Source organism: Streptomyces sp. NPDC090045 (assembly GCF_044747975.1).
GTDB lineage: Bacteria > Actinomycetota > Actinomycetes > Streptomycetales > Streptomycetaceae > Streptomyces.
The window spans coordinates 90,926-110,798 of sequence record NZ_JBIVFA010000009.1 but is presented as its reverse complement, the minus strand read 5'-3'; the positions used below and the strand labels follow the sequence as shown (position 1 = coordinate 110,798).

Annotated in this window: 16 protein-coding genes; 11 read left to right on the top strand and 5 right to left on the bottom strand. The window is 72.6% G+C overall.

Annotated elements, in window-relative coordinates:
* Positions 1-346 precede the first annotated feature (346 nt).
* The 3 genes from ACIPYQ_RS23750 to ACIPYQ_RS23740 all read left to right on the top strand — a co-directional run bounded on the left by ACIPYQ_RS23750 (position 347) and on the right by ACIPYQ_RS23740 (position 3,822).
* Complete coding sequence (locus tag ACIPYQ_RS23750; protein ID WP_401254488.1) at positions 347-1,417, top strand: hypothetical protein; 1,071 nt, start codon at positions 347-349, stop codon at positions 1,415-1,417.
* 99 nt (positions 1,418-1,516) lie between these two features.
* Positions 1,517-3,316: an Ig-like domain-containing protein gene (locus ACIPYQ_RS23745; protein ID WP_401254485.1), complete on the top strand. Its 1,800-nt coding sequence runs from the start codon at positions 1,517-1,519 to the stop codon at positions 3,314-3,316.
* Positions 3,317-3,423: 107 nt separating this feature from the next.
* Positions 3,424-3,822: a molybdopterin-binding protein gene (locus ACIPYQ_RS23740; protein WP_383577757.1), complete on the top strand. Its 399-nt coding sequence runs from the start codon at positions 3,424-3,426 to the stop codon at positions 3,820-3,822.
* 45 nt (positions 3,823-3,867) lie between these two features.
* Here the strand turns inward: ACIPYQ_RS23740 and ACIPYQ_RS23735 are convergent, their stop codons facing one another.
* Positions 3,868-5,337, bottom strand: coding sequence for a PucR family transcriptional regulator (locus tag ACIPYQ_RS23735; RefSeq protein WP_401254482.1), 1,470 nt, complete (start codon positions 5,335-5,337; stop codon positions 3,868-3,870).
* 223 nt (positions 5,338-5,560) lie between these two features.
* Here ACIPYQ_RS23735 and ACIPYQ_RS23730 point away from each other — a divergent pair, with 223 nt between their 5' ends.
* The 3 genes from ACIPYQ_RS23730 to ACIPYQ_RS23720 are packed head-to-tail and all read left to right on the top strand — an operon-like array spanning position 5,561 to position 9,677.
* Positions 5,561-6,388, top strand: coding sequence for an FAD binding domain-containing protein (locus ACIPYQ_RS23730; RefSeq protein WP_401254479.1), 828 nt, complete (start codon positions 5,561-5,563; stop codon positions 6,386-6,388).
* Positions 6,385-9,213, top strand: a complete 2,829-nt coding sequence (locus ACIPYQ_RS23725; RefSeq protein ID WP_401254476.1) for a molybdopterin-dependent oxidoreductase — start codon at positions 6,385-6,387, stop codon at positions 9,211-9,213. The genes ACIPYQ_RS23730 and ACIPYQ_RS23725 overlap by 4 nt, the downstream gene beginning before the upstream one ends.
* Positions 9,210-9,677: a molybdopterin-dependent oxidoreductase gene (locus tag ACIPYQ_RS23720; RefSeq protein WP_361764370.1), complete on the top strand. Its 468-nt coding sequence runs from the start codon at positions 9,210-9,212 to the stop codon at positions 9,675-9,677. Before ACIPYQ_RS23725 ends, ACIPYQ_RS23720 begins: the two co-directional genes overlap by 4 nt.
* Before the next feature lie 32 nt (positions 9,678-9,709).
* Here the strand turns inward: ACIPYQ_RS23720 and ACIPYQ_RS23715 are convergent, their stop codons facing one another.
* The 3 genes from ACIPYQ_RS23715 to ACIPYQ_RS23705 all read right to left on the bottom strand — a co-directional run bounded on the left by ACIPYQ_RS23715 (position 9,710) and on the right by ACIPYQ_RS23705 (position 11,834).
* Positions 9,710-10,129 (bottom strand): molybdopterin-binding protein, encoded by a 420-nt coding sequence (locus ACIPYQ_RS23715; protein ID WP_401254473.1) that lies wholly within the window; start codon positions 10,127-10,129, stop codon positions 9,710-9,712.
* Between the two features lie 179 nt (positions 10,130-10,308).
* The gene (locus tag ACIPYQ_RS23710; RefSeq protein WP_401254470.1) at positions 10,309-11,220 is read right to left on the bottom strand and encodes an SDR family oxidoreductase; all 912 of its coding nucleotides are present in this window, start codon (positions 11,218-11,220) and stop codon (positions 10,309-10,311) included.
* Positions 11,217-11,834 (bottom strand): helix-turn-helix domain-containing protein, encoded by a 618-nt coding sequence (locus ACIPYQ_RS23705; protein WP_401254467.1) that lies wholly within the window; start codon positions 11,832-11,834, stop codon positions 11,217-11,219. Before ACIPYQ_RS23705 ends, ACIPYQ_RS23710 begins: the two co-directional genes overlap by 4 nt.
* A 395-nt stretch (positions 11,835-12,229) precedes the next feature.
* Here ACIPYQ_RS23705 and ACIPYQ_RS23700 point away from each other — a divergent pair, with 395 nt between their 5' ends.
* Both ACIPYQ_RS23700 and ACIPYQ_RS23695 read left to right on the top strand, forming a co-directional pair.
* Positions 12,230-12,868, top strand: a complete 639-nt coding sequence (locus tag ACIPYQ_RS23700) for a DUF4142 domain-containing protein (protein ID WP_361764358.1) — start codon at positions 12,230-12,232, stop codon at positions 12,866-12,868.
* Positions 12,869-12,877: 9 nt separating this feature from the next.
* Entirely contained in the window at positions 12,878-14,254 is a 1,377-nt protein-coding gene (locus tag ACIPYQ_RS23695; protein ID WP_401254463.1) for a DUF1996 domain-containing protein, read from the top strand.
* Between the two features lie 213 nt (positions 14,255-14,467).
* On the opposite strand, the gene ACIPYQ_RS23690 is transcribed toward ACIPYQ_RS23695, so the two are convergent.
* Positions 14,468-15,769, bottom strand: a complete 1,302-nt coding sequence (locus tag ACIPYQ_RS23690) for a PucR family transcriptional regulator (RefSeq protein ID WP_401254460.1) — start codon at positions 15,767-15,769, stop codon at positions 14,468-14,470.
* A 603-nt stretch (positions 15,770-16,372) separates the two neighbouring features.
* On the opposite strand from ACIPYQ_RS23690, the gene ACIPYQ_RS23685 reads away from it, so the two are divergent.
* The 3 genes from ACIPYQ_RS23685 (at position 16,373) to ACIPYQ_RS23675 (ending at position 19,752) form a co-directional block, all read left to right on the top strand.
* A complete protein-coding gene (locus ACIPYQ_RS23685) occupies positions 16,373-17,182 on the top strand; it encodes a hypothetical protein (RefSeq protein WP_361764349.1) in 810 nt (269 codons plus the stop codon).
* A 29-nt stretch (positions 17,183-17,211) separates the two neighbouring features.
* Positions 17,212-18,627, top strand: a complete 1,416-nt coding sequence (locus tag ACIPYQ_RS23680) for an NADH-ubiquinone oxidoreductase-F iron-sulfur binding region domain-containing protein (RefSeq protein ID WP_401254457.1) — start codon at positions 17,212-17,214, stop codon at positions 18,625-18,627.
* 135 nt (positions 18,628-18,762) lie between these two features.
* Complete coding sequence (locus ACIPYQ_RS23675) at positions 18,763-19,752, top strand: SCO0930 family lipoprotein (RefSeq protein ID WP_401254454.1); 990 nt, start codon at positions 18,763-18,765, stop codon at positions 19,750-19,752.
* The last annotated feature ends 121 nt before the right edge of the window (positions 19,753-19,873 follow it).

Genomic DNA, 19,873 nt, shown 5'->3' with positions numbered 1-19,873 from the left:
CCGCCACGCCCGCGCGCCGTTCCTGCATGCCACCCACATCACGGCCCGGTGGTCGCGCGCGCCCCCGAAACCGGCTACTGGCGAGTACTGCATCTGCTAGGCGAATTCATGGAATCAGCCCTACTTGCAGGCTTATCTGACTGATACATTCCGCAAGCGCAATCCGCATGCCCGTCAGCTCGCGGCGGCCCACGACCTGGCCCGCCCGGCTTCCACGCCCCTTCGCCGCCGTGCTCTCAGGGGTGCCCCTGACGCTCCCCACGGCCCCGCACCCGTACCGCGACACCGCTGTGCGCCCCCGGCCGGCCGCCTCAAGCCGAGATCCACTCCGAAAGGGAAATTTTTGATGAGGAACATGCTTCTGCGGCGCTCCGCCGCGGGGAAGGCGCTGGTCGTGAGCGCCCTGCTCATCCTGGCCATACCGGGAAGCGCGTACGCCAACACGGTCGGCGTGACCGTGAAGACCCCCGGGGCGACCTCGGGTCCCGGCTCCACCTTCTCCGAGATCACGACCAACGCCGCCTGCAGCAGCGGCCTGATCTCCGGCGGCGGCATCAACCAGGCCATCGGCACCGGCACTTCGTCCAACGGCAACAAGATCAACGGCACCTCGCCGAGCCCCAACGGCAGCACCGAGTACCTCGGCTCCACCGGAGTCGTCGGTACCGACGTGACCTACTGGCTCGGCATCGGCGGGAGCGGCGGCGCGGTCAACGCCTCCTTCTCCAGCACCCCGTACGCGATGTGCTTCAGCAGCAGCCTGATCAACCACACCCAGGTGGTGATGAACAAGGTCGCCGGACCCACCACCAGCTCGACGGTGGGCCTCGTCACCGCCACCTGCCCGGCCAACACGCGGCTGCTCGGCGGCGGAGCCCGGATCACCCCGGCCGTCGTCGGCAGCCTCAAGCCGATCGCCAGCTTCAACGACTCCGCCCACGGCTACGGCCAGAAGGCCGCGGCCGACGGGGAGACCAACCCCGACTCCTGGAGCGCGGTGGGCTGGAACGGCGGCGGCGGGGACAGCGGCAACACCACGTACGCGTACGCCATCTGCAGCGGCAACAACATCGACATCAGCGGTACGACCGTCAAGGTCCGCTTCAGCGAGGTCAGCGGCCCCACTTCCGCCACCAGCGGCGCGACCGTGACCGTCGGCTGCGGCCAGAACGACGGCAAGCTGGTCAGCGGCGGCGCCGCGATCAGCGGAGGCTCCGTCACGACGACGAACTTCACCGGGCCGGGCTCCCCGGGCGACCACCTCAACGGCAGCTACCCCAGCGACTCCGGGGGCAACCCGGTCGCGGACGGGACCACCACGGCCTCGTACTGGTCGGCCTTCACCCACACCGGTGGAGGCAGCTCCCCGAACACCTACTCCGACGCCTGGGCGCTGTGCGCCGACGACGGCGTCTGAGCCACCCGTAGCGCGGTCGCCGCAGCCGGCCACGGTCGTGGCCGGCTGCGGCCCGCACCACTCGTCTCCCAAGTACCCCCGTTTGGAACCCTCTTGAGCATGTACCGATCGAAGTTCCTGAAGGCCGCCGCCGCGGCCGGCCTGCTGGCCGCCGCGCTGGCGCCCCTGCCCGCGACGGCCGATCCGGCGGCCCCGGCCGCCCCCGGCCCCTGCGGCACGGGCGGCGTCTTCACCGCCGCGCCGCCCACGTGCACCTACGCCGCCGTCGGCACGGACACCTTCACCGTCCCGGCCGGAGCGACCGCGGTGACGGTCGCTCTCTTCGGCGCCGAGGGCGGCAGCGCGGCCGGCTTCGTCCTCCCCAGTCCCCCGAACGACGGCGCCCCCGGCGGACTGGGCGGCGAGACCCGCGCGGACCTGGCCGTCACGCCGGGTCAGAACCTCCAGATCACCGTCGGCGGAGTCGGCAGCTCGGGGACCTCCCGGAAGGGCGAGTTCGCACGCCCCGGGGGCCGTGGCCACGGCTCCGGCGGCGGTGGCGCCCACGGCGGCGGCGGCTCCGGCGGCGGCGCGAGCGACCTGCGGACGGGCGACTTCGGCGGCGCCGACCGGATCCTGGTGGCCGGCGGCGGCGGTGGCGCGGGCAACGGCGGGCCGCTGCTGCACGGCGGCCACGGCGGCGGGCTCGAAGCGCAGCCCGGCGGCCAGGGCGGCGGCCCGGAGGGGTCCGGCCTCGCGGGCGGCGGTGGAACCCAGTCCGCCCACGGCGCGGGCGGACCGCGCAACAACACCGTCGGCGCGCCGGGAGGCGCGGGCAGCGACATCGACCAGTACGGCAGCCAGCCCAACCGCGGCAGCGGAGGCTCCGGCGGCAACGGCGGTGGCGGCGGAAACGGCGGCGGCGGTGGCGGCGGCGGTTACTTCGCCGGTGGCGGCGGCTCCGGCGGCGGCCGGCCCGGCGACCTCGCCGGGGCCGGCGGCGGGGGCAGCAGCTACGCGGCGCCCTCCGCCACCGGAGTCACCCTCGCCCAGGGCGTCAACCGGGGCAACGGCAAGGCGGTCGTCTCCTTCCGGTACGGGGCCTCGCTCGCGGTGGCCGCGGACACGGCCGCGCCGCTGTTCGGCCACGCCGTCACCCTCACCGCCACCGCCACCTCGGCCAATCCGACGGCGGACACCCCGGGAGGAACGGTCACGTTCCTCGACGGGACGACCCCGCTGGCGACCGTCCCGCTGGACGCCGGCCGCGCGCAGCTGCGCACCGGCGCCCTCCAGCCCGGCGACCACGCGATCACCGCGACGTACAGCGGGGACGCGAGCCACACGGCGGGCGTGACGGAGGCGCCTTCCGGGGTCACGGTGGGCTTCAGCGAGCCGTGCATCACCACGGCGCGCGTCGGCGCCCTGACCGTGCGCGCCGGCCAGGCGCTCTGCTTCGCCTCCGGTGGCAGCCAGACGGGCCCGGTGACGGTGGCGCCGGGCGGGTCGCTCGCCCTGTCGGACGCGCGCGTCACGGGTGCCGTCTCGGCCGACGGCGCTCTCGCCGTGAGCGTCTGCCGGTCGCGCCTCACCGGCCCGGTGTCCGTCACGGGCACCGCCGGTTATGTACTGATCGGCTCGCAGGACGCGGCGGCGGGCTGCGCCGGCAACACGTTCCAGGGGCCGCTGAGCATCGTGGGCAACACCGGGGGTCTGCAGGCCTCGGCCAACACCGTCACCGGACCGGTGCGGATCGACGGCAACCGCGGCAGCGGCCCGCGGGCCGGGGAGGACGCCCCGGCGTTCCAGGCCAACCGGGTCACCGGACCGCTGCGCTGCGAGGGCAACGAGCCGGAGCCGGTGCAGACGGGCACGGTCGTCACGGGCCCCCGGACGGGGCAGTGCCGCCAGGCGCCGTAGCGACCGGAGGCAGGCGGCAGCACGGCGAGGCACCCGGGACGGCCGTCCCGGGTGCCTCGCCGCATCCCGCCCGGCACGAGCGGCGGAACACCGCCTATGCTGCGGGCGTGCCGTCGTATTCCATGGGGCAGGCCGCCCAGTTGCTGCGCGTGAGCCCCGAGACCGTCCGCCGGTGGGCCGAGACCGGACGGCTGCCGGCCGGCCGCGGCCCGGACGGGTCCCGGATCGTCGACGGGCTGGTCCTCGCCGCCTTCGCCAAGGACCGTGCCGCCGGGCTGCATCCCCTGCCGTCGGGGACCGTCGTCACCTCCGTCCGCAACTCCTTCGCCGGGATCGTCACCGCCGTGCGGCTCGACGACGTGGCGGCCCAGGTCGAGATCCAGTCGGGCCCGCACCGGGTGGTGTCCTTGGTGACCAGGGAGTCGGTCGAGGAGCTCGGCATCACGGTCGGGGCGACGGTGACGGCCCGGGTGAAGTCCACCGAGGTCCACATCGACCTGGCGTAGCCGGGCCCCTGCCGGCCGACGCCCCGCGCCCGCGCCCGCGCTCCGTCATCCGCAGCGCAGGGCCGCGTACAGGTCCAGCTTGTGGTCGAGGCGGGACAGGGCGCGGCCCGTCAGGGCCTGCACCCGCTCGATCCGGTAGTGCACGGTGTTCACGTGCAGGTGGAGCGCCTCCGCCGTGCGCGCCCAGGAGCAGTTGTTCGCCAGGAAGACCTCCAGGGTCTCCCGCAGCATCCCGTCCCCGAGCGCCCCGAGGATCTGGGCGGCGAACACCGTCCGCACCTCCGGCGGGACCCCCGCCATCAGTTCGGCGAGGGTGTCCAGCTGCTCGACCTCGCGCACCGGGACGGCCTCGTCAGCCGCCGTCAGCGCGAACCGGGCCTGGCTGAGCGAGGCGCGCAGTCCCTCCGCTCCCGCGGTCTCGGCCCCCACGCCCAGCCGGAGGTCCGCCTGCGGCCCCCCGCACTGCTGCAGCAGCGGCCACACCGCGCGGAGCCGGTCCGCCGCGTCGCCCCCGGTGTCCGGGTCCTCGTGCAGCACCGCCACCGAACGCCCCACCGCGTACGAGGCGTTGTCCAGGTGGCGCAGGGCCTCCGCCAGGGCGTCGCCCGAGGTCGCCGTCAGGACCCGGTACGGCCCGCCCGGCGGCAGCCCGGCCGCCGCGAGCGCCTCCTCCAGGGCTCCCGCGTCCGTCGGCGCGGGGGCCGCCGGGGTCCCCTCCAGCAGGGCGGTCAGCTCCTGTCCGGCCGCCCGTTCCGCGGCGAGCCGGCGGGCTTGGCCGCCGCGGCACTGGGCGAGCACGTCGGCGATCTCGTGGAGCACGCGCGGAGGCGCCGCGTCCGGGTCGGGCACGTGCAGCTGCCAGGCGTCGTACGGGGAGCTCTCGGCCTCGATCCGCAGCCAGACCCCGCCCCGCGCGGAGGCGGCCGAAGCCTGCCGGGCGGGAAGCTCGGGGGCCGACGGCGTACGGGCCACCGTGCGGCCGCTGGCGGTGAGCAGGTAGCAGGACACCCGGCCCAGGTGCGCGCAGGCCCGGTCCAGGAGCTCGGCGGGGCCGGCTCCGCCCTCGACGAGCCGGCTCAGTTCGCCGCGCACGTTCTCGGGCAGGGCGAAGAGCCGGGTCGGGCGACGGCTCAGATCGCCCCACTGGCGCAGGTACACCGCTTCGGTCACCGCGCGGAAGCTGGTCCGGGCCGGGACGGCCACGAGCGGCACCCGGTGGGCCCGGCAGGCGGCCACCAGTTCGTCGGGGACCCTGCCGTGGGTCTCCTCCCCGGCCAGCAGCGCGGTGGCTCCGGCGTCGGCGAGGGCGGTGACGAAACGATCCGCCTTGGCCTCGTCGCCTTCCGACCACCACACCAGACCGCTCAGCACGAGCTCCCCGGGGCCCAGGAACCGGCCGGGCTCCTCCAGGTCGGTGGCGGTGACCCCGATGACCTCCTGGCCGAGAAGGGCTTCCTCGCCCCAGAGCAGGTTGAGGCCGAGGCTGTCGAGCTGGAGCAGGTCGAGGACGTGCATGGCGGGGACTCCTTGCGGCGGGCGGTGCCCACATTCGCGAGGTGAACAGAGGCCGAGTCATCGTAAATGCTAGGTGAAGCACCCGGGGGGCCTCTTGGTTGATCCTCCAGGACGGACCGCGGCGGCCTCGTTCGTTTCCGCGGCCGGGACCAGTCGTTTCGCCCGGGCCCCCTTGCTTCACTGGCGGAAACCCCTCGGTGGCCAGAAAGGCTGGTGGCGCGAATTGGATCTCAACACGGTGCTCGACGTACGCGATGCGCGCCGCCGCGAACCCTGGCGTCCCGGCGACGCCTGGCTCGGCGGCGGCACGTACCTCTTCTCCGAGCCGCAGCCCCACATCCGCCGCCTGGTCGACCTCTCCCGGATGGGCTGGCCGCCCCTGTCCTGGCAACCCGACGGCTCCCTCGACATCGCCGCGACCTGCACCATCACCGAGCTGTCCCGGTTCGGCCGGACCCTGCAGAAGACCGCCGCCCCGCTCATCGAGCAGTGCTGCCGGGCCTTCCTGGCCAGCTTCAAGATCTGGAACATGGCGACCGTCGGCGGGAACCTCTGCAACGGCCTGCCCGCCGGCCCGGTCATCTCCCTCGCCGCCGGCCTCGACGGCACCGTCCTGCTCCAGGGCCAGGACGGCTCCACCCGCCGGCTCGCCGTCACCGACTTCATCCGCGGCGCGGGCGTCAAGGACCTGCGCGACGGCGAGCTGCTGCGCTCGGTACGCATCCCGGCCCGCGCACTGGAGTGCCGGACGGCCTTCCGCCAGGCCTCCCTCTACGGACTGGGCCGTTCCGGCGCCCTGATCATCGGCACGGCCGACCCCCGGGACGGCTCCTTCGTCCTGATCGTCTCGGCCGCCACCACCCGCCCCTTCCGCTTCTGGTTCGCCCTGTGGCCGACCGCCGCCGAGCTGCGGGCGGCCATCGACGACACCGTCCGCCCCGACGAGTGGTTCGACGACATCCACGGGCTGCCCGCCTGGCGGCGGCACATGGCACTGCGCCTGGCGGAGGAGATCCGCCGCGAACTCACACTGGAGGAGGCTTCCCGATGAGCTACGAGATCGAGATCAACAAGCAGCGCTTCGAGGACGAGCCGCGGGCCGGCCAGTGCCTGCGCACCTACCTGCGCGAGCACGGCTGGTTCGGCGTGAAGAAGGGCTGCGACCAGGGCGACTGCGGGGCCTGCACCGTCCACGTCGACGGGCAGCCGGTGCACAGCTGCCTCTACCCCGCCGTCCGCGCCGGGGGCCGCTCCGTCACCACGGTCGAGGGCCTCTGCTCCCCCGGCGGCGAACTCCACCCCGTCCAGCAGCAGTTCCTCGACGCGCAGGGCTTCCAGTGCGGCTTCTGCACGGCGGGCTTCCTGATGACCACCGCCGCCCTCCAGGCCGAGCAGGGCACCGCGCACGACGACGGCAAGCTCGACGACCTCCCGCGCGCCTTCAAGGGCAACATCTGCCGCTGTACGGGCTACCGGGCCATCGAGGACGCCGTCCGCGGGGTCAAGCACACCGAACGTCCCGAGGCGGGGCAGGCCGTCGGCAAGTCCCTGGGGGCCCCGGCCGGCCCGCTGGTCGTCACCGGCACCGCCCGCTACACCTTCGACGTCGAGGTGCCCGGGCTGCTGCACATGAAGCTGCTGCGCTCCCCGCACCCGCACGCCCGCATCGTCTCCATCGACACCCGCGAGGCCCTCCAGGTCCCGGGCGTGCACGCCGTCTTCACCCACCACGACGCCCCCGACCGGCTGTACTCCTCCGCCCGGCACGAGCACCCGACCGAGGACCCGATGGACACCCGCGTCCTGGACGACGTGGTCCGCTTCGTCGGGCAGCGCGTGGCGGCCGTCGTCGCCGACAGCGAGCAGGCCGCCGAGGAGGGCTGCCGCCGCGTGGTCGTCACGTACGAGGAGCTCCCGTACGTGATCGACCCGGAGGAGGCCATGCTCCCGGGCGCCCCCGTCCTCCACCCCAAGGGCCCCGAATCGGGGATCTTCCGCGCCGAGAACAACGTGTGCGGCGAGGTCCACCACACCATCGGCGACATGGAGCAGGGGTACGCGGAGGCGGACGTCGTCTACGAGGAGACCTTCCAGACGCAGCGCGTGCAGCACGCCAGCCTGGAGACCCACGGCAGCGTCGCCTACTTCGAGCCCAAGGAGGAGGGCGACGGCGAGCGCATCACCGTCCGCTCCTCCACCCAGGCGCCGTTCCTGACCCGGCGGGCGCTGTGCGCCCTCTACGACCTGGGCGAGGACGAGGTCCGCGTCGTCGCGGGCCGCGTGGGCGGCGGGTTCGGCGGCAAGCAGGAGATGCTGACCGAGGACATCGTGGTCCTCGCCGCCCTGAAGCTGCGGCGTCCGGTGAAGCTGGAGTTCACCCGGGCCGAGCAGTTCTACGGGGCCACCACCCGCCACCCCTTCAAGATCACCATCAAGATCGGCGCCAAGGCCGACGGCACCCTCACCGCGCTGCGCATCCGCGTGCTCTCGAACACCGGCGCCTACGGCAACCACGGCCCGGCCGTCATGTTCCACAGCGTCGGCGAGTCCTTCGCCGTCTACAAGGCGCCGAACAAGCAGGTGGAGGCGTACTCCGTCTACACCAACGGCGTACCGGCGGGCGCCTTCCGCGGCTACGGCCTGGGCCAGGTCCTCTTCGCCCTCGAATCGGTGATGGACGAGCTCGCCATCAGGCTCGGCATGGACCCGCTCGTCCTGCGCGAGAAGAACGTCATCGGCGCCGGCGACCACATGGTCACCCCGATCGGCCACGAGCCGGACCTCTTCATCGCCTCGTACGGGATGAAGCAGTGCATGGACGTGGTCCGCAAGGCCATCGCCGAGGACCGCAGCCACGAGGACGTCCCGGAGGGCTGGCTTACCGGCACGGGCTCGGCGGTCGCGATGATCGCGACCGGCCCCCCGGGCGGCCACTTCGCCGACGCCCGGGTCAGCCTGCTGCGCGACGGCACGTACGACATCGCGGTGGGCACGGCGGAGTTCGGCAACGGCACCACCACCGTCCACAAGCAGATCACCGCGGGCGCGCTGAACACCACGGTCGACCGGATCACGGTCCGCCAGTCGGACACGGACGTCGTCCGGCACGACACCGGCGCGTTCGGCTCGGCCGGCACGGTGGTGGCGGGCAAGGCCGTGATGCTGGCGGCCGACTCGCTCGCGGAGCGCCTCAAGACCTTCGCGGCCCGGCACACGGGCGTGGCCCGCCACCTGTGCAAACCGGGTGCCGAGGCCTTCGACTGCGCGGGCCGTGTCGTCACCCTCAAGGAGCTGTACGAGGCCGCGTACGACAAGGGCAAGCTGGACGAGATCGCGGCGGACGGCCACTGGACCGGCTCCCCCCGCTCGGTGGCCTTCAACGCGCAGTGGTTCCGCCTGGCCGTCGATCCGGACACGGGCGAGATGAGGATCCTGCGCAGCGTGCACGCGGCGGACGCCGGCAAGGTCATGAACCCGATGCAGTGCCGCGGCCAGGTCGAGGGCGGCGTGGCCCAGGCGCTGGGCGCGACCCTCTTCGAGACGGTACGGGTGGACGAGCGCGGGGAGGTGACCACGGCGGCGTTCCGCCGCTACCGGCTCCCCCAGTACGCCGATGTCCCGCGCACCGAGGTGCACTTCATGGAGACCTCGGACGCGATCGGCCCGCTGGGCGCCAAGTCGATGAGCGAGAGCCCCTTCAACCCGGTGGCGCCCGCCTTCGCGAACGCCCTGCGGGACGCCACGGGGGTGCGTTTCACGGAGATGCCGGTGACCCGGGACGTGGTCTGGCAGAAGATGCAAGCCCACCGCGAGGAAACCTCACACAGGTGCCAGCCACATAGTGAGATGCGGGTGGCAGATACGTTTCTAAGATGACGAAGTCTGGGCATCGGACCCGTATGGCCAAACTCATGCTGCACGGCGATCTGGACCACCCGGCGACCCTGAGCGTCGCGGACCTGCGGGAATGGCCCCAGCACCGCATGGAGGTGGTGTTCGAATGCGCCACCAACGGCCCGCAGCACCACGTGTTCGAGGGCGCGCTGCTGCGCGACGTGGTCGCGGGGGCCGGTCCCGCCTTCGACGCCCGGCGGCGCAAGGACCGCTCGCGCTTCCTGCTCGCCGTCAGCGGCGGGGACGGGCACCACACCGTCCTCGCCTGGGCCGAGCTCGACGAGGACTTCGGCGACAGCCCGGTGCTGCTGGCCACCCGCCTCGACGGGGAGGAGCTCGACGAGGCGGGCGCGCAGCTGGTGGTCCCCACGGACCGGTGCGGGGCGCGCTACGTCAGCGCCGTCACGCACGTGTGGTTCGGCGCGCTGGCGGCGCCGGACCTCTGACCGGGCCGGCCGGCCCGGCCTGCGACCGGGGATCAGTCGGTGGCGAGGGAGATCTCGGTCGACTTGATCAGCGCGACGACCGACGAGCCGGCGGACAGGCCGAGCGCCTCGACCGCGTCGGCGGTGACGGCCGCGGTGAGGTGGCCTCCGTTCACGTTGACCTTCACGGCGGCCATGGCCGGGCCGGTGGCGACGTCGGAGACCGTGCCGGTGAGCTGGTTGCGGATGGAGATGTGCTCGACCGGGCCGGTGGCCAGGGCCACCTCGGTGGCCTTGACGAGCGCCTTGACGCCGGAGCCCGAGGTGATGCCGAGGTCCTTGACGGCGTCGGCGGTGATGGCCGCGGTGATCTCCTGTCCCCCGTCCAGACGGACCTTGACCGTCGCCATGGCCTCGCCGACGGTGACGGCGGTGACGGTGCCCGGGATCTGGTTGCGGATGCTGAGACTCATGAAGGTTCGACCTCTTGTCTGGACACGTCGCGGTCCGGAGGGAACCGCTCACGATCGACCGTAGGGCCCCTCGATCCGGCTCGCACGGACCCCCTCGCATCGGCCGGCCGGAACCACCCGCCCGGCTGGCCCCCGCCGGTGCGGGCGTCCTCGGGAGCGCCCTCGAAACCGCCCGGCCGTCAGAGCGGGTCGCCCAGGGGCCCGTACTCCTCTTCCAGGCTCCGGGCCCAGTGCGCGGCGAAGTCCGGTTGCGTGCCGTCGGCGTCGGTGAAGCCGTACTCCCGGTACAGGCCCCACGTGGCCAGGGCCCGCCCGGTCTTGGCCATGACGTCGGGGTCGGCGGCCAGCGCGGCGACTGCCCGGCCGAGGTAGGCGGGGGTCTCGGAGTGCGCGAAGTTCGGGTCCTGGGCGGCGCCGTCGCGCCAGTTGTCCTCGGTGACGCCGAAGTGGTCCAGCAGGGTCTCCGAGCGCAGGAAGCCGGGTGTGACGGCCACCGCCGCGACGCCGAACGGCCTGAGCTCGGCCGCCTGCGCGACGGCGAGCCGGATCACGGCGGACTTCGCCAGGTCGTAGAAGAACGAGCCGCGGTAGCGGGCGGTGTTGCCGTCGGTGACCTCCACGACCAGGCCGCTCTTGCGGGCGACCAGCAGCGGGAGCACGAACCGGCTGGTGATGACGTGGGTCTCCACCGCCTGGCGCAGCAGCCGGAGACCGGTCTCCAGGTCCTGCTGCCACAGCGGGTTCTCCCAGTCGGTCAGCGGGTCGCCGCCCCATACGGAGTTGACCAGGACGTCGAGCCGTCCCCGCTGCTCGTCGGCGATCCTCTCGGCGAGGGCCCGGACCTCGTCGGGGCGGCTGTGGTCGACGCGGACGGGGATGCCGGTGCCGCCCGCGGCGGTGACCTTCTCGGCCGTCGCCTCGATGGTCTCCGGGCGGTCCAGGTCGGAGCGCCCGGCCGTCCTGCTGCTGCGGCCGGTGACGTACACCGTGGCGCCGGCGGCGCCGAGCTCGACGGCGATGCCCCGTCCGCCTCCCCGGGTGCCGCCGGCGACGAGGGCCACCCGGCCCTTGAGCGGGCGCGTGTCGGTCATCGTGATTCCTCCAGGTCTCGGCCGTGCCGGGGCGCGACGTGCGGGAGCAGTACGGTGTCGAGCTCCTGCCGGAGCCGCTGTTCGAGGGTGCCGCGGCGTTCGAGCGCCCAGGTCAGGCCGGCTCCGGCGGTGATCGCCTGCACGGTGCGGGCCAGGGCCGCGACATCCGTTCCGGCGCGGAGCTCGCCCGCGCCGGCCGCCTCCGCCAGCAGCGCCTCGACCGCCCGCCCCTGGGCCCGGTGAACGGCCAGGGCGTGTGCGGAGAGCTGCGGGTCGGCGAGGTCCGTGCACAGGAAGGCCAGATGGTGGGCGAAGGTCTCCGGTGTGTCCATCCCGGCCACCGATTCCACCGTGAGCGCCGCCAGGGCCCCGAGCGCCGAGGCGTGTGCCTGACGCACGCGGCCGGCCCGTTCGCCCGCGTCCTTCGCGGACTGCTCGGCGAGGGCCAGCAGCAGACCTCGCTTGGACCCGAAGCGCTGCACGAGGGTGCCGGGCACCAGCCCGACCTCGCGCGCCACGGCGGCCAGCGTGAGCCCGGCCGGCCCGACCCGGCCCATGACCCGGGCCGCGGCGCGCAGGATCACCACGTCCTCGACCCCGCGGGGACGTCCCACCACCGCACACCCCCTAATTAATAAATGCTCGTTCATTTATTAAACCGCGCGATGCACGCCGCGGCAAGCCCGCCTTGCGGCCGGGACTCGACCTTGCGCCCGCGGCCCGGGCACTGGCCTACTACCAGAAGGCGCGGGAAGTCCCGCGGTCCGGCCCCCGGTTGACGCCGCGGCAAGATAGCAGCCTTTCGCGGACCCGCCGGGATGTTTGTCCGATGGTGATGTCCTCCCGCAGCGGCGCCACGCCTGGCACTAGCGTCCCGTGACACCCCGGGAATGCGGGTGTGCACCGCACGGCTCGTGCGGACCCTCCTGCCCCGCCACCTTCCCGGCCCCTGGAGCAAGGAGGCACAGTGCTGTCATTGCGGCGGAGATCATCCTTCAGCAGCTTGTCGGTGGCCACGAGATACACGATCGGAAGCGGTGTCGTCATCACCGCGCTTGCGCTCACCCTGATCGCACTGCTGATACCCGTGGACCGGTTCGGCGGCACCGCCACGGCCGCCGCCGCGGCTCCCGCGGGCGACGACGACGGCCTCGGAACGATGAGCACGGCGTACGGGCCGCTGACGGCCGTGGACCGGGACTTCATCCGCAAGGTCCGGCTCGCCGGGCTGTGGGAGCTGCCCGCAGGACGGCAGGCCCAGCAGCGCGGGACGCGCCCCCCGATCCGCACGGCGGGGGACCACCTCGTCGACGGCCACACCAAGCTGGACCGGGAAGTCATCCAGGTCGGCCAGGCCCTCGGCGTCGATCTGCCCAACCAGCCCTCCGCGCAGCAGCAGGAGTGGCTGAGTCAGATGACCCGCGCCAAGGGGGACGAATACGAACGACTGTTCATCAAGCTGTTGCGCCGAGCGCACGGAAAGGTCTTCGCACTGGTGGCCGTGGTCCGGGCGCAGACCCGCAACTCCATGGTGCGAGCCCTCGCCACGTCCGCCAACACCACGGTCCTGGACCACATCACGGTCCTCGAAGACAGCGGACTGGTCGACTTCGACTCGCTCTCCGACAATGTCCAACCGACGAAGTGAAGTGATCGCATGAGTCAAAAGGGCCACAAACGCCCCCGGTTGTCGAACAAGCTCCTGGCCGTGGTCTCCGCCCTCGTGCTGGGCGGTGGCGGAGTCGCCATCGTCGCCGGAAACGCGTCCGCGGGACAGGAGGGTGGCCGTGCGGGGAAACTGACGGCGACCATCGACTGCCCCGACGTCGGGGAGAAGATCACCGCCGTGCCCGACCAGGCCAAGGCCCAAGTGGACGAGGGCCTCGCCAAGCTGGACGACCAGGTGGCCGATGCCTACCGGCGGCTCGCCGCCGGCGAGGCGAAGGGCGACGCCCTCCTCGGCGAGCTCAAGCAACAACGTGACCAGACCATCAACGGCATGGCCGACGCGATCGGCCGCGCAGGCCAACCCCCTGCGGAGATAAAGCAGTTGAGCGCCTGCACGATGAAGGAGGCGCCCGCCGCGGACGACGCCCAGGCGGGCGGGGGCGGCGAGCAGAACGCCGCCGCCAAGAACGGCGCCGGGCAGAAGGGCGGTCCCGCGCGGAGCGACTTCGTCAACATCACCAAGATCAAGCCGAACGTACGCACCCCCGCCGCCGCGGGAAACGCCTCCAAGGGATCCTTCAGCTCGCAGTGCGGCCGCAACGAGAACGGCCACTTCAACCCCGACAACGTGATCGTCGCCCCCGGTGTCTCCAACGGCGCCCACCACATGCACGACTACGTGGGCAACAAGACCACCGACGCCTTCTCCACCAACGACAGCCTCGCCGCCTCCGGCACCACCTGCGGCAACGGTGACCAGTCGAGTTACTACTGGCCCGTGCTGCGGCTGCGCGACGGCAAGGCGGAGCGGGACGCCAACGCTCCCGGCGGCGGCCAGGACGCCAACGTCGGCACCATCCTCCAGCCGAAGCAGGTGTCGATCACCTTCAAGGGCAGTCCCGTCGGCAAGGTCACCGCGATGCCCCGGTTCCTGCGCATCATCACCGGTGACGCCAAGGCCTTCACCAACGGCAATGCCAACGCCAACGCCTCGTGGAGCTGCACCGGATTCGAGAACCGCCAGCTGAAGGACAAGTACCCGGTCTGCCCCAAGGGCAGCGACGTGGTGCGCAGCTTCACCTTCCAGAGCTGCTGGGACGGCAAGAACGTCGACAGCGCCAACCACCGGACGCACGTGGCCTTCCCGGACAAGAACGGCCGCTGCCAGAAGGGGTTCAAGGCCATTCCGCAGCTGGTGATGCGCCTGACCTACGGGGTGGCGCCGGGTGCCCGCTTCGCCGTGGACAGCTTCCCCGAGCAGCTGCACAAGCCGGTGACCGACCACGACGACTTCATCAACGTCATGTCGAACGGCCTGATGAACAAGGCCGTGAGCTGCATCAACGACGGGCGCACCTGCCGCTGACCCCCCTGGTCCGCACCGGTCCGGTTCCTCGCGATCCGGGCCGGTGCGGACCCTTTTGCTCCCGGGCCGGGCGCTTCCCTCCCCCACCCACCGCGCCCGGCCCGGGAAAGGTGTTGGTCCGGAGCCGACTTCGGGCCAACACCGCACACAAGAAGCCCGGCCCGGCCCCGTGACGACGGGGCCGGGCCGGGCTGCTTGCGGTTCAGAGGCCGTTCAGAGGCCGTTGACGCGGGCCATGCGCCCGACGACGACGGGGGTGAAGTCCGCGGTGATCACGCGCGCCGCCCTGCGGCTGACACGCGAGTGCTGGCGCCGCACCTGGGCCATCAGCCGGCGGCTGCGCAGGGCCATCTCCAGTTCGAAGCGGGTACGGGGGTCGCGCAGGCCGGTGCCGAAGAGCTTCTCCAGCTGGCGCATCCGGTAGCGCACGGTCTGCGGGTGCACGCTCAGGGCTTTGGCGGCCTCGGGGGCGCCGCCGCCCTCCAGCCAGGCGAGCAGGGTCACCTCCAGGCGCTCGCTCTGGCGCGGGGTCAGGTCGGCCAGCGGCCGCAGCCACCGAGCGGCCAGCGCGTGGGCGAGCGGTTCGTCCTGGAGCAGCAGCAGGGTCGAGAGGTGGTCGTCCACGAACACGGCCCGCAGCTCCAGGCCCGGGCGGGCGGGCGTCAGGGCGAACAGCCGCAGGGCCCAGCGCAGCGAGGAGGCCGTGTCCCGGAGCGGGACCGCGTGTCCGACGGCCGCGAACCGGCCGCGCAGCAGCTGGTCCAGAGGGGCGCGGCTGTCGGGGTCGGGGCTGGGGAGCAGCAGGCACGGCCGGCCCGCGAAGGCGCCGGCGAGGGCCTCGGGCAGTACGGAGGCGAGCTGTTGGGCCTCGACGGGCGTGGCCGGCACGATGGCCCGTACGGCGGGCGGGAGGGGCCAGCCGGCGGCCTCGGCGAGCTCGACGAGAGAACTCTCGGAAGCCGCCCGGTCATCGGTGAGCGCCTTGAAGAGGTCCTCACGTGCACGGTCGGTGTCATTGGCGCTCTCGCGGGTGTTCGCCCGAACGCCTTCGCGAACGCCCTCGTACCGGCCCTCGTGCGTGACCTCGCACTCGTCGTTCCTCTCGACCGTGATTCCGGCCTTGATCCGGGCCTTGGTCTCGGCCCTGGTCTCGGGCCTGCTCCCGCGCCTGGTCCCGGCCGCGACTTCGCCCGTGTCGGTGTCCGCGATGTCGTCCTCACTCTCGTCCGGGCCCTCGTCCGGGTCCTCGTCCCGGTCCTGGTCCTCGTACTTGTCCGGTGTCTGTTCCCGGGTTTGCTTCTGGTAGCCGAGCGCGGTGAGGAGAGCCTCTTCCACGCACTGCCTGAGCAACTCGTCATCGATGGCATCGTTGTCATCGATAAGGGCGGAAAATTCCGGAATTCCATGCAGAAGCTCCTCCACTATCTCGGCGGCCAGCGCGGGCAGTTCTTTGCGCAGGACGCGGGTCCACTCGCCACGCGGGCGGGACCAGATGCGGTTCAGAAGTTCGCACATCGTTTCCTCGTTCGTGCCGGGGTGAGGCTTGTCCGGGGAAGAGCGACAAGCCCGCCGAGGTTGCCCCCCACGCCAACAACGCTGTCTGGCACGGGAGTTGCGGCCCTCGTACTCCCTCCTGGAGAGGTCCGGCCACTTACGGCCCCTTGATTTTGCGGTAATTTTGCCGTCGGGGACGCGTAGGTGACAGGCGGCGCGGTGGCCAGTCGCAACCTCCGCTGGAGGGGAATCTTCCGGTGTTGTTCGATGCGTCGGAGACGCGGTGCGAGAAATTATCACGTTTCGATAAATCCTGTGGAGCTGGTGTGCAGCTCCACGATGCTGCTGCACTCCGGCCCCAAGTTCCCTCGGCCGGCGCGGAGTTTCACAGCGCTGCCGGGCACAGAGGACACAACGACCCCCGGGTGCCCGAGCGCCAGGTGGAGTGCTCGGAGCCCAGGCGCACAGGAGAACTGGATGCCCCTGCCCCAGCCTCACATGCCCCGCTCACACAGAGCCCGCCGCAGAAGCCGTCACGCGGCAGCGGCAACGGCACCGGCCGCCGGCCGCCGGGCCGTTCGGCGGCCCTCCCTCCTTCCCACCGCAGGCAGACTGCGCCCCGGCGTGATCTGCGCCGCCGGCGCGGCCATCGTGGCCTTCGCCGTGGCCGCCCGCGCGGGCGCCCTGACCCATCTGTGGGACTTCCTCGACTACGGGGCGGGCGTGCTCTCGCTCGTCTCGCTCACCTCGACCGTCCTGTGGGGGCTGGTGGCCAGCGACCGGCTCCTGCTGGGGTCGGGCCACCGGCTGCTCGCCCAGGGCGTGCACCGCGGCCTCGCGGTGGCGGGGCTGGGCTTCCTGGCCCTCCACATCTGGGTCAAGATCGCGGAACAGCGGACGACGGCGGCTTCGGCGGCGGTGCCGTTCACGGACGTCGGCCAGCCGTTCCTGATCGGCCTCGGCTCGCTGGCCGGATACCTCTTCCTCGCGGTGGCGGTTTCCGGTGCGGTGCGCAGCGCCTTCGCCACCAAGGGCCGCTCCCTGTGGTGGCGGGCCCTGCACTTCGGGGCCTATCCCGCATGGGGCGCGTCCCTGGTGCACGGGCTGAAGGCGGGCCGGCCCGCCGACGTCTGGGTCACGGCGGCCTACGCCCTGTGCCTGGCCGGTGTCGCCGGTGTGCTCGCCTTCCGTCTCAAGGCCCGCATCAGTGATGTGACGAACCGGCCGCCCACCCCACAGCCCGTGGCGCAGCCGTCCGTTGTACTGGCGTCCGTGCCCCGGCCGAGGCGGGGCACGCGTCCCGTCCCGTTCGACCGGCCGGCGGCGCCGCCCGGGCCCGACGACCCGCCGCGTACCGCCGTGTACGCGCGGAGCCGGGCCGGCAGCCTCGGCCCGGCGGAGGAGCAGTTCGCCACCCGAGAGCAGCGGCTGTGACCGGCGAGCCGACCCCCAGCCTGGGCTGCGTGGGCGCCCCCAGACTGCTGGCCGGGCTCGACCAGGCCCCCCGGCTCGACCGCGTCGCCCATCTGACCACGCACGGCTCGCTGCCCCGGTACCGGCCGGAGGAACTGGTCGACCTCGCCGACAACATCGACCTGCGGGGCCGCGGCGGGGCGGGCTTCCCCTTCTCCCGCAAGCTGCGCGCGGTCATGCGGTCCGCCCGGGGCCGCGAAGGACAGACCGCCGTCGTCGTCAACGGCAGCGAGGGAGAGCCGAGTTGCCTCAAGGACACCGCACTCCTGCTGCACGCCCCGCACCTGGTGCTCGACGGTGCCCTGCTGGCCGCCGCCGCGATCTCCGCCGAGGACGTCGTGGTCGGCGTCACGAGGACGGACGTGGAGCAGTCGGTACGGGCCGCCGTCGCGGAACGCGGCCCGGCCGGACGCCGGGTGCGGGTGGCACTGCTCCCCGAACGCTTCGTCACCGGCGAGGGAACCGCCCACATCAACGGATTGAACGGGGGTGAGACGCTGCCGTCCGGGCAGAAGGTGCGGACCAGCGAGCGGGGCCTGAACGGCGTTCCCACCCTGCTGTCCAACACCGAGACCTTCGCCCAGCTCGCCGTCGCCGCGCGGCTCGGCGCGCTGGACTACCGTACGGCCGGCCTGCCGGCCGAGCCGGGCACCGTCCTGCTGACCGTCGCCGGCTCCACCGTCGTCGAGACACCGACCGGGGCCGCGCTGTCGTACATCCTGGAACTGTGCGGCACCGGTCCCGGCCAGGGCGTACTGGTCGGCGGCTATCACGGCAAATGGCTGGATCCGGGGTCCGCCCGGGCCGCGGAGGTGTCCCGGCAGTCCCTCGACTCGCTCGGCGCGCGGCTGGGCGCGGGAGCGGTCCTGCCGCTGCCCGAGGACACCTGCCCGGCCGGCGAGGTGGCACGGGTGACCCGCTGGATGGCGAAGGAGTCGGCCGGCCAGTGCGGCCCCTGCGTCCGCGGGCTGCCCGCACTGGCCGACGTACTGGAGGACGCGATCCGAGGAGGGGGCGCGAGCGCCCTCGAAACGGTGCAGGCGCGGCTCAAGGCGGTCCTGGGCCGCGGCGCGTGCAGTCATCCCGACGGCACCTCGCGCTTCGTGGCCTCGGCGCTGAGCGTGTTCCCGGACGAGTTCCGGGACCACGCCCTAGGCAGCGGGTGCGGCCGGCGGGTGCTGGGGGCGCTGCCGCTGCCCCAGGACGAGAGTCCGGAACGGCTGGTCGTGGACTGGACCCTGTGCAAGGGGCACGGCCTGTGCGTGGACATCCTGCCCGACGTCGTACGGCTCGACGCGGACGGCTTTCCGGCGCAGGCGTCCATGCCGGTGCCGGGACGGCTGCGGCCGAAGGCGCTGCGCGCGGTGCGGCGCTGCCCGGCCCTCGCCCTGCGCATCCAGGACTGAACCATTGCGCCGGGTTCAATCTTGGCGCGATCTGACAAATTCCCAGGGAATTCCGCTTCGACCGCCGGGAGCCCCGTATCAATTACCGGGGCAAGGAAACGCGGAACCGAACCTGAAGGAGAGATCGTGAAGAGGATGCGTCGTGAGATATTCGCCGGGTCGGCGGTCGCGGTACTGCTGATGACCGCCGCATGCGGAACCGGAGACAATTACTCGGGAAAGGGGAGCTCGGTCCAGCCGGTGGGCGACAGCAAACAGGTCGGGAACGGATACGACGACGTCTACGGCAGCGGATCCGGGGCCGACCCGGGCGCGGCCGGCAAGAGCGGCCCGGCCGGGCAGCTGAAGGTGCAGGACATCGCGGACCTCGGCGAGGGGGTCACCGACAGCGAGGGCTTCACCCTCTACCGGTTCGACAAGGACACGCCCAAGCCCCCCAAGTCCAACTGCGAGGGGGACTGCGCCACGACCTGGCCCCCGGTCCCCGCGGACGACGCCACGGCCGGTCAGGGCATCGACAAGACCCTCCTCGGCTCGGTCGCCCGGGCCGACGGGACCCGGCAGCTGACGCTCGCCGGATGGCCCGTGTACCGCTACGCGAAGGACGCCAAGGCGGGCGACAGCCTCGGCGAGGGCGTCGGCGGAACCTGGCACGTGCTGGGACCCGGCGGGAAGCCGGCCGCTCCGGCCAAGGGCGGGGCGGACAAGGAGGCGGACAAGGGCGAGGCGGACAAGACCGGGAACGACGGCGCGGAGGAACAGCTCACCGAACTCGCCGCCAATCAGAATGCCCAACTCGGCCCCATCCTCTCGGACGCGGAGGGCCGGACGCTCTACCGGTTCGACAAGGACAGCGCCTGGCCCATGAAAATCGGCTGCGTGGACGCCTGCACGGATACCTGGAAGCCCGCCAAGCCGGTCGACAAGGCGAATGTGAAGGGAATTGCCGCCGAATTGATCGGCAAGGTGAAGCGGCCCGACGGCAGTGAGCAATTGACGATCGACTGCTGGCCGGTCTATACGTTCACCGGCGACAAGGAACCCGGGGACATCAGCGGGCACAACAACAAGGGCCTCTGGTTCGCCGTCACCGACAAGGGCAAGAAGGCGAAGGTGACCGGCTAGGACCGGGCCGGTCCCTCCCGGCGCATCCCCCCTGCTCCCTGCCCCTCCCCTCGACGCGTGGTGCCCGGGCCCTCCCCTCCCGGGCACCACGACCCCCGTCCCGATCAGCCAGTGAGGTCGC